General features: G+C 72.3%; 6 protein-coding genes and 1 pseudogene. 2 read left to right on the forward strand and 5 right to left on the reverse strand.

Features of this window, described 5'->3' with window-relative positions:
* Nucleotides 1-79: 79 nt before the first annotated feature.
* Nucleotides 80-2,062: a glycoside hydrolase family 31 protein gene (locus ACWEJX_RS36760; RefSeq protein WP_451611755.1), complete on the forward strand. Its 1,983-nt coding sequence runs from the start codon at nucleotides 80-82 to the stop codon at nucleotides 2,060-2,062.
* A 35-nt stretch (nucleotides 2,063-2,097) separates the two neighbouring features.
* On the opposite strand, the gene ACWEJX_RS36765 is transcribed toward ACWEJX_RS36760, so the two are convergent.
* The 3 genes from ACWEJX_RS36765 to ACWEJX_RS36775 form a co-directional block, all read right to left on the reverse strand.
* Nucleotides 2,098-4,242, reverse strand: a complete 2,145-nt coding sequence (locus ACWEJX_RS36765) for an alpha-galactosidase (RefSeq protein WP_451611756.1) — start codon at nucleotides 4,240-4,242, stop codon at nucleotides 2,098-2,100.
* 172 nt (nucleotides 4,243-4,414) lie between these two features.
* Nucleotides 4,415-4,705 carry a hypothetical protein gene (locus ACWEJX_RS36770; protein WP_451611757.1) on the reverse strand — a complete coding sequence of 97 codons (291 nt, stop codon included), beginning with the start codon at nucleotides 4,703-4,705 and terminating at the stop codon, nucleotides 4,415-4,417.
* Nucleotides 4,702-5,517: a phytanoyl-CoA dioxygenase family protein gene (locus ACWEJX_RS36775; protein WP_451611758.1), complete on the reverse strand. Its 816-nt coding sequence runs from the start codon at nucleotides 5,515-5,517 to the stop codon at nucleotides 4,702-4,704. Before ACWEJX_RS36775 ends, ACWEJX_RS36770 begins: the two co-directional genes overlap by 4 nt.
* A gap of 145 nt (nucleotides 5,518-5,662) precedes the next feature.
* Between ACWEJX_RS36775 and ACWEJX_RS36780 the strand changes: the two genes are divergently transcribed.
* Nucleotides 5,663-6,445 carry a helix-turn-helix transcriptional regulator gene (locus ACWEJX_RS36780; protein ID WP_451611760.1) on the forward strand — a complete coding sequence of 261 codons (783 nt, stop codon included), beginning with the start codon at nucleotides 5,663-5,665 and terminating at the stop codon, nucleotides 6,443-6,445.
* 115 nt (nucleotides 6,446-6,560) lie between these two features.
* Here ACWEJX_RS36780 and ACWEJX_RS36785 read toward each other — a convergent pair whose 3' ends face one another.
* Nucleotides 6,561-7,460 (reverse strand): ABC transporter permease, encoded by a 900-nt coding sequence (locus tag ACWEJX_RS36785; protein ID WP_451611759.1) that lies wholly within the window; start codon nucleotides 7,458-7,460, stop codon nucleotides 6,561-6,563.
* Nucleotides 7,447-7,616: pseudogene (locus ACWEJX_RS36790) on the reverse strand (ABC transporter ATP-binding protein); the annotation flags it as partial. The pseudogene ACWEJX_RS36790 and the gene ACWEJX_RS36785, both read right to left, overlap by 14 nt.

A 7,616-nucleotide genomic window follows, 5' to 3' on the forward strand; every position in this document is an offset into this window, starting at 1 on the left:
TGCGCGGGCGGTGGCGGGCCGGTCCACGACGAACCGCGTGACACCACCCGACCGGCCCCCGGAGCAGAGGAACCGACCCTTGTCCTACAGCATCCGCGCGGGTGCCCTGGAACGGCACACCGCCGCAGAGATCCTCCGTATCGAGCCCTGGGGTCCGGACGCCGTCCGGGTGCGGGCCTCGTCCGGGACCATCGACCCCACCGCCCCCGGTGCGCTGGAGAACCAGCGGCCCGCCCAGCACGCCGAGGTGTCCGTGTCGGACGACGGCTCCGCCCGTCTGGTCAACGGCCGTATCGCCGTCGAGGCGGCTGCGGACGGCCGGCTGCGGTTCGTCGATGCCGCGTCGGGCCGCGAACTCCTCGCTGAGCGCAGCCCGTACGCACACCATGCCGGCTCCCGCGTCCACGCGACCGGAGGCCGGACGGAGCAGTCCTTCGAGGCATACGACGGTGAACGGCTGCAGGGCCTGGGGCAGCACCTGCACGGGCGCCTGGACCAGAAGGGCTGTGTGATCGACCTCGTTCAGCGCAACACCGTGGCGGCCGTCCCCTTCCTGCACTCCTCGCGCGGCTACGGACTGCTGTGGAACAACCCCGCGACCGGCCGGGTCGAACTGGGCGCCGACACCACCCGGTGGACCGCCGACGGCGGCGGGCGCATCGACTACTGGATCACCGCCGGGGACACCCCGGCCCGGATCCTGGACTCCTACACCCGGGCCACCGGCCGTCCGCCCCTCCTCCCCGAGTGGGCGTCAGGCTTCTGGCAGTCGAAGCTCCGCTACCGCACCCAGGGCGAACTCCTGGCCGTGGCACGGCAGTACAAGGAGCGGGGACTGCCGCTGTCCGTCATCGTCTGCGACTTCTTCCACTGGCGGAGGATGGGCGACTGGCGCTTCGAGGAGAGCGAGTGGCCCGAGCCGGCCGCCATGGTCAAGGAACTGTCGGACCTCGGCGTGAAGCTCGCCGTCTCGGTCTGGCCCACCGTCGAGCCCGGAAGCGACGCGTACGAGGAACTGCGCTCGGCCGGACACCTCGTGCGGGACGGGGACGGCGGCCTGCTCACCTTCCCGTGGCCCTCCCGGTTCGGCGGGGATGCCCTGATCCGCCCGATGGCGTACTACGACGCCACCCACCCCGGAGCGCGCGCCGCGCTGTGGCAGCGGCTGAACGACAACTACCGTTCGCTGGGCGTGGCGTGCTTCTGGCTGGACGCCTGCGAACCCGACGTGCCCCCGGGCCTCGCCGAGCGCGCCGTCTACGCGGCAGGGCCGGCCGCCGAGGCCGCGAACCTCTACCCGCTGGAGCATGCCCGTGGCGTGGCCGAGGGCCTGGGCGCGGTGGGCGAGGACCGGCCGCTGTCGCTGGTCCGCTCGGCCTGGGCGGGCAGCCAGAAGTACGGCGCCCTGCTGTGGTCCGGCGACATCCCCACGACCTTCGACTCCCTCGGGCGGCAGATCAGGGCGGGGCTGAATGTCGCGATGAGCGGCATCCCCTGGTGGAACACCGACATCGGCGGCTTCTTCGGCGGCGACCCGGACGACCCGGAGTACCGCGAACTGCTGATCCGGTGGTTCCAGTACGGGACCTTCTGCCCGGTCATGCGGCTGCACGGGGACCGCGAGCCCAACCACCCCGCCTTCGCCACGGACATGACCGGCGGGCCGAACGAGGTCTGGTCGTACGGCGAGGAGGCGTACGGCATCCTCCGCGACCACCTGTCGCTGCGCGAGCGCCTGCGCCCGTACCTGCACCGGCTGTCCGAGGACGCCCACCGCACCGGCGCCCCGCCCATGCGTCCGCTGTTCTTCGATTTCCCCGAGGACGAACGCGCCTGGGAGGTGGACGACCAGTTCCTGCTCGGCCCCGACCTGCTGGTGGCACCCGTGTACGAGGCGGGCGTCCGGGCCCGCCGGGTGTACCTGCCGTCCGGCACCCGCTGGCGGGACCCGGCCACCGGCGGTGTGCTGGAGGGCGGAACGACGCTCGACGCCGAGGCCCCGCTGGAGCGCATCCCGGTCTTCGTACGGGAAGGCGCCGACGTCGCGGCCGGGGTTCCGTAGCGCTCCAGGAGCGAGGCGTGGCGGTGGGCGGAGGATTACTTCTGCGAGGCCGACGCCTGCGCCTGCACCTCGACCACCAACGCATGGCCGGGGCGGTTGGCCAGGCCCGGGGCGGCCAGGCCGACCTGGGCCAGGTACCGGCCGGTCACGGTGAGTGCGGTCGTACGCCGTCCCCAGGCGGGCCAGGTGTCCTCGGGGGAGGAGAGTTCGGGGCGCACCCGCACGGCGTAGCGGGTCGCGGGCTCCAGTCCCGGGAGGCGTACGGGCGCGCCGTTCTCGGCGACGGAGGTGTCCAGTTGGACGTAGGCGAAGACGGCGTGGGTCCGGTCCCGCGAGACGACGCCGTGGACCCAGGCGGCCGGGTCGGGGTGGTCGGTGCGGACGACGTCGCCGCCGTGGAGCAGCGGGCGCAGCTGCTTGTAGGCGCTGACCCACGTGGTGAGCGTGGTCAGCTCGTCCTGCGACCAGTTCGAGATGTCGGATTCGATGCCGGCGTGTCCGAACAGGGCGGTGGCGCAGCGGAAGGCGAGCGTGTTGTCGCGGTGGCTTATGTGGGCCGGGGCGGAGCCGATGTGCGAGCCGATCAGCTCGTGGGGCAGGAGCAGGCCGGTCCAGCGCTGGATGGCCTGGCGTTCGATCGGGTCGATGTTGTCCGATCCCCAGATCCGGTCGGTGCGTTCGAGGATGCCGAGGTCGGCGCGGGCCCCGCCGGAGGAGCAGGACTCGATCTCAAGCCCGGGGTGGCGGCCGCGCAGTTCGTCGAGGAGCCGGTAGACGGCCGTGGTCTGCGCGTGCACGCCGGGTCGGCCGTCGTGGACGGCGTCGGCGAGGTCGCGGTTGTGGTCCCACTTGATGTAGTCGATGCCCACGTCCCCGACGAGGGTGCTGATCCGCTCCAGCAGGTAGGCGTGGGCGCCGGGGTGCGCGACGTCCAGGACGTGCTGGCTGCGCTGCTCGAACGGGAGGCGGTCGGGGTCGGCGAGGATCCAGTCGGGGTGGGCGCGGGCCAGGTCGGAGTCGGGGTTGACCATCTCGGGCTCGAACCAGAGGCCGAACTGCATGCCGAGCCCGTGGACGTGGTCGGCGAGCGGGCGGAGCCCGTCGGGCCACACCTTCTCGTCGACGTACCAGTCGCCGAGGCCGGCCCGGTCGTGGCGGCGGTGCCGGAACCAGCCGTCGTCCACGACGAACCGTTCCACGCCGACCGCCGCCGCGGTGTTCGCGAGGGCGTGTACCCGTTCGGGGTCGTGGTCGAAGTAGACCGCCTCCCAGATGTTCATGGTGACCGGCCGGGCGGTGGTCGGGTGCTGTGGCCGGGCCCGGAGCATGTCGTGGAAACCTCGGCTGATGCCGTCCAGACCCGTGCCGGAGGTCGCGAAGTACACCCACGGGGTCCGGTAGGACTCGCCCTCCGCCAGCCGGATCTCACCCGCCTCCAGCAGTTCGCCGCCGCCGAGGACCGTCGTCCCGTCGGCCAGCCGCTCCGCGTACTGGACGTGGTTGCCGCTCCAGGCGGGGTGCACGCCCCAGACCTCGCCGTGCCGGAAGCCGAAGCCTGCGGTGCCGGCGAGCAGCAGCCCGGCGTCGAAGCCGGTGCGGCCGCGCCGGTTCTCCCTCGACCAGACGCCCTGCCGCAGCGGGGCGCGCTGCGGGGAGCGCTCACGGGCCCAGCGGCCGGCGAAGTCCAGCAGTTCCGCGGCGCGGACGGGGACCGGCAGCACGCACGCCAGCACGTCCAGGGTGTAGGTGTCCGTCGCCGTGTTGGTCAGGGTATGGCGCAGCCGCACCACGCCCTGTTCCGTCATCTGCAGCTCGGTGTCCAGGGCGAGCCCCGCGCCGGGGTCCAGGGCCCGTACGCGGACGGTGCCGCCCCGGCTGTCCTGGGCGCGTACGGCGACCGGTTCGGAGAGTTCGAAGCGCGTCGGGCGGACCCGGCCGCCGCGGTGCCCGGCGAGGGTCGGACGTCCGAACCAACCCCAGCCCCGCCCCTGGGAGGGCATCAGGCTCCCGGCCTGGTGGCGCGAGGTCCGGCCCATGGCGTCGAGCACCTGCGTGGCGTCGCCGGCGCCGAAGCCTGGATCGGCGCCCCAGTGCAGCACCCGGGGCACCTCGGGTCCGGTGGTGTCGAGCGCGAGGGCCGTGTCACCGGCCGACAGCACGACGAGATTCACCTCAGTCATTTCGTCCTCGTTCAGGGGGTGGTCCTGGCCCCGTGGGGACGGGTGCCGCGCCGCGCACTCGGCAGCACGGTAGCCGTGGGACACGGGGGTGATGCGGTCACCGCGGCGGCCAACGAGCCGTGCGCGGCGCGGAAGCGTCCTCGTCCGTCCGGAGCATGGCCGGAGCCGTGTGTCACGACGCCGATGCGTCGACGATCCGTTCGAAGAAGAACTCGTGCTTGAGGAAGGACACGTCGTACTCGTGACCCGGGTACGGCGGGATCAGCTGAGCGGCCTGGAACAGTCGCCAGCCGTCCCGGAGCGCCGCGACCCCCGTCTCGTACGGCGGCTCGTCGCTGTCGCCGGTGGTGGGCGAGGTGCGGCCGGTGCCGTCGTACCTCGCCCAGCCGACGACGTGGGAGTCCAGCGCGGAGCTGGAGAGGTACAGCACCAGTACCTGCTGCCGGGAGGAGTCGGTCGTCATGCCGTCTTCTCCCCGGGGCGGTTGGAGACCCTGGTCACCCAGTGGTCGAGGTCGTAGCTGTCGTCGCCGGTCAGCGCCCGCCACAGCAGGATGCGGTTGTACCGCTCCAGGCGACCGGTCGCCCACTCGTACCACGGGAACATCGCGTCCAACTCCGCGTTCACCTGTGGATCGTGCAGATCCGAGGTGTCCCACAGCCGTTGCTGACGCACCGTCGGATTGAATCGGATCTTGAACATGTAGCGCAGCGTGTCGCTGTCGTTGCGCCGGCCCCCGTGCCAGAGGCCGTGGTGCAGAAACACCACCGTCCCGGCCGGGCAGACCAGCCGGTCCTGGCCGCGCAGGTTTTGGTAGCGGCCGGTGTCCGACTCGTTGGTCCGGCGCAGATGGCTGCCCGGCACGCTGAGGGTGCCGCCCATCTCCAGCGTCACCGCCTGCGGGTAGTACATCAGCTGCACGTCGAAGGCGTCCTGCCGGACATCGATGATGGCGTCCGCGTGCAGCGCCTGGGCGTCGCCGCCGTGGGGTTCGCGGGTGTGCACGAAGTGGTGGTCCACTGACGGCTCGACGCCCACCAGGCTGCGCAGTGCCCCCGCGATCCGCGGCAGTTCGAGCAGCCTGCGGACGAACGAGCCTTCGGGGTAGGCCGCGGACAACGGCGTCCCGTACGGCACCGGCGGCACGCCGTCAGCCAGCACCTTCAGGCCCTCGGCGTTCAGCTCCGCCGGGACCACCGCGTCCAGCCGCAGCGATCCGCGCGCGACGAAGCGCGCCATCTGTACTGAGCTGAGCAGTTCCTGCCTGTTCTCCATGACGGCCACGCTAGGCCCGCCCGCCGCCCCGCCGGGTGGGCCGAGTTCACCCAGTAGTGGTCGATTCTCACCCCAGCCGCCCTGCGGTGAATCGAGGTTCACCATCCTGGATCGGGCTGCGGACGCCGTGGTAGAACACGTGACCATGCACACGGCCATCGCCCATCTCGACGAGCCTCCGGAACTCGCCGCCGTCGGCATCGGCGTGCACGGGCCGGCCGGCCACGTGGACGTGTTCTCGCTGCCCGACCTGTGGCAGTTCCATCTGTACGGCTACGACGCCGACTTGACGGTCGACGGTACCGAGCACTCGATCCGCCCCGGCCGGGTCAGCCTCGTACCGCCCGGGGCCGAAGTCCGCTACCGCTACCGGGGCCGCTCCGAGCACCTCTACGTCCACCTCCGTCTGGGTGCCGGGGGAGCGGCCACGAGCATCCCGGTGATCCAGCAGGCCGGTCCGGAACTTGGTTTCCTCTCCGTGCAGCTGCGGCAGGCGTTGGCCGCCTGGCCGCACACGCCGTCACGGGCGGTCGCCGAGGTGTGGGGTGCTTTGTGGCGGGTCGCCCGGCTCACCCCACCCCAGGGGCGGAGCGCGCAGGCCGTCCACCCCGCGGTGGCGGCCGCAGTGGCCCTGGTCGAGACGCGGCTGACGGAGCCCCTGACGGTGCCGGAGATCGCGAGGGCGGTCGGCGTCTCCCACAACCACCTGACCCGGCTGTTCCGGGCCGCCACGGGGCAGACGGTGGTCGGCTACATCCGGGCCCGGCGGATGGAGCGGGCGAGGCACTTCCTGTGCGCCACCACGCTCTCCATCCCCGCCGTCGCCGCCTCGGTCGGCATTCCCGATCTGCAGGCGTTCAACAAGACCTGCCGTCGTGAACTGGGGGCGTCCCCGCGCGGCATCCGAGCCGGCGGTGCCGTCCGGTAGACACCTGTCCTGATCGCGCGGCGGCGGGCGGATCGAGCTCCGCGGCGGCGCGTCTTGTCACCGTCGGCCCAGGGCGCGGCCACCCCGAGCGGCTTCCCGGGTGCTGAGGGGATGGTCAGCCCTTCACCAGCAGGCCGCGGCGGCGCAGCACCGCGCGCTCCAGGGGGCTGAAGATCAGCAGGTCGATGGCGACGCCGACGAGCAGGATCAGGATGATCGCGAGGAAGATCCCCGGCATGTCGAAGTTGTTGCGGCCGTTCTCCAGGAGCTGGCCGAGGCCCAGGCCCAGGTCGGGCGAGGAGGCGATGATCTCCGCCGCCATCAGCGAGCGCCACGAGAACGCCCAGCCCTGCTTGAGGCCCGCGAGGTAGCCGGGCAGCGCGGCCGGCATGACGATGTGCCACGCGCCCCTGAGGCCGGTCGCGCCGAGCGTCTTGCCGGCCCGGAGGAAGAGCGGCGGCACCTGGTCCACGCCGGCCACCAGGCCGTTGGCGATGGACGGCACGGCGCCGAGCAGGATGACCGCGAACATCATGCTGTCGTTGAGGCCGAGCCACAGCACCGCCGGCGCCACCCAGGCGACCGAGGGCAGCGACTGCAGACCGGACAGGATCGGGCCGATCGCCGTGCGGACCACGCCCACCCGGGCGACGAGCAGACCGAGCGGTGTGCCGACGGCCAGGGCGAGGAGGAAGCCGAGCAGGGCGCGGGAGACGCTGGTCCACAGGATGTCGAGGAGCGTGCCCTCCAGCCACATCGCGGACAGGCTGTCCCAGACAGCGGACGGAGCCGGCAGCTTGCCCTCGTCGGCGACCTTCAGGATGACGAGCAGCTGCCACGCCGCCACCACAAGCGCGACGGCGAGGAACGGTGGCAGCACCTTCTTCAGGAGGACCTCGCGCACCGGGGTCCGGCGGATGTGCGCCGTGTCGAGGGCATCGAGGCCGGCCTCCAGACCCGCGAGGTCGTGGGCGTCGGCGCGTTCGGCGGCCGCGGTCGTCTCAGTGCCGGCCATGGCGGCGGATCTCCCCACGCAGGTGTTCGGTGATCTCGACGGACAGCTCCGCCACGTCGGTGTCCTCGATGCGGCGCGGCTGCGGGATGTCGATGGTCCACTCCCGGGCGATGCGGCCGGGCCGGGACGAGAGCAGGACGACCCGCTCGGCGAGGC

Source organism: Streptomyces sp. NPDC004788, assembly GCF_053601115.1.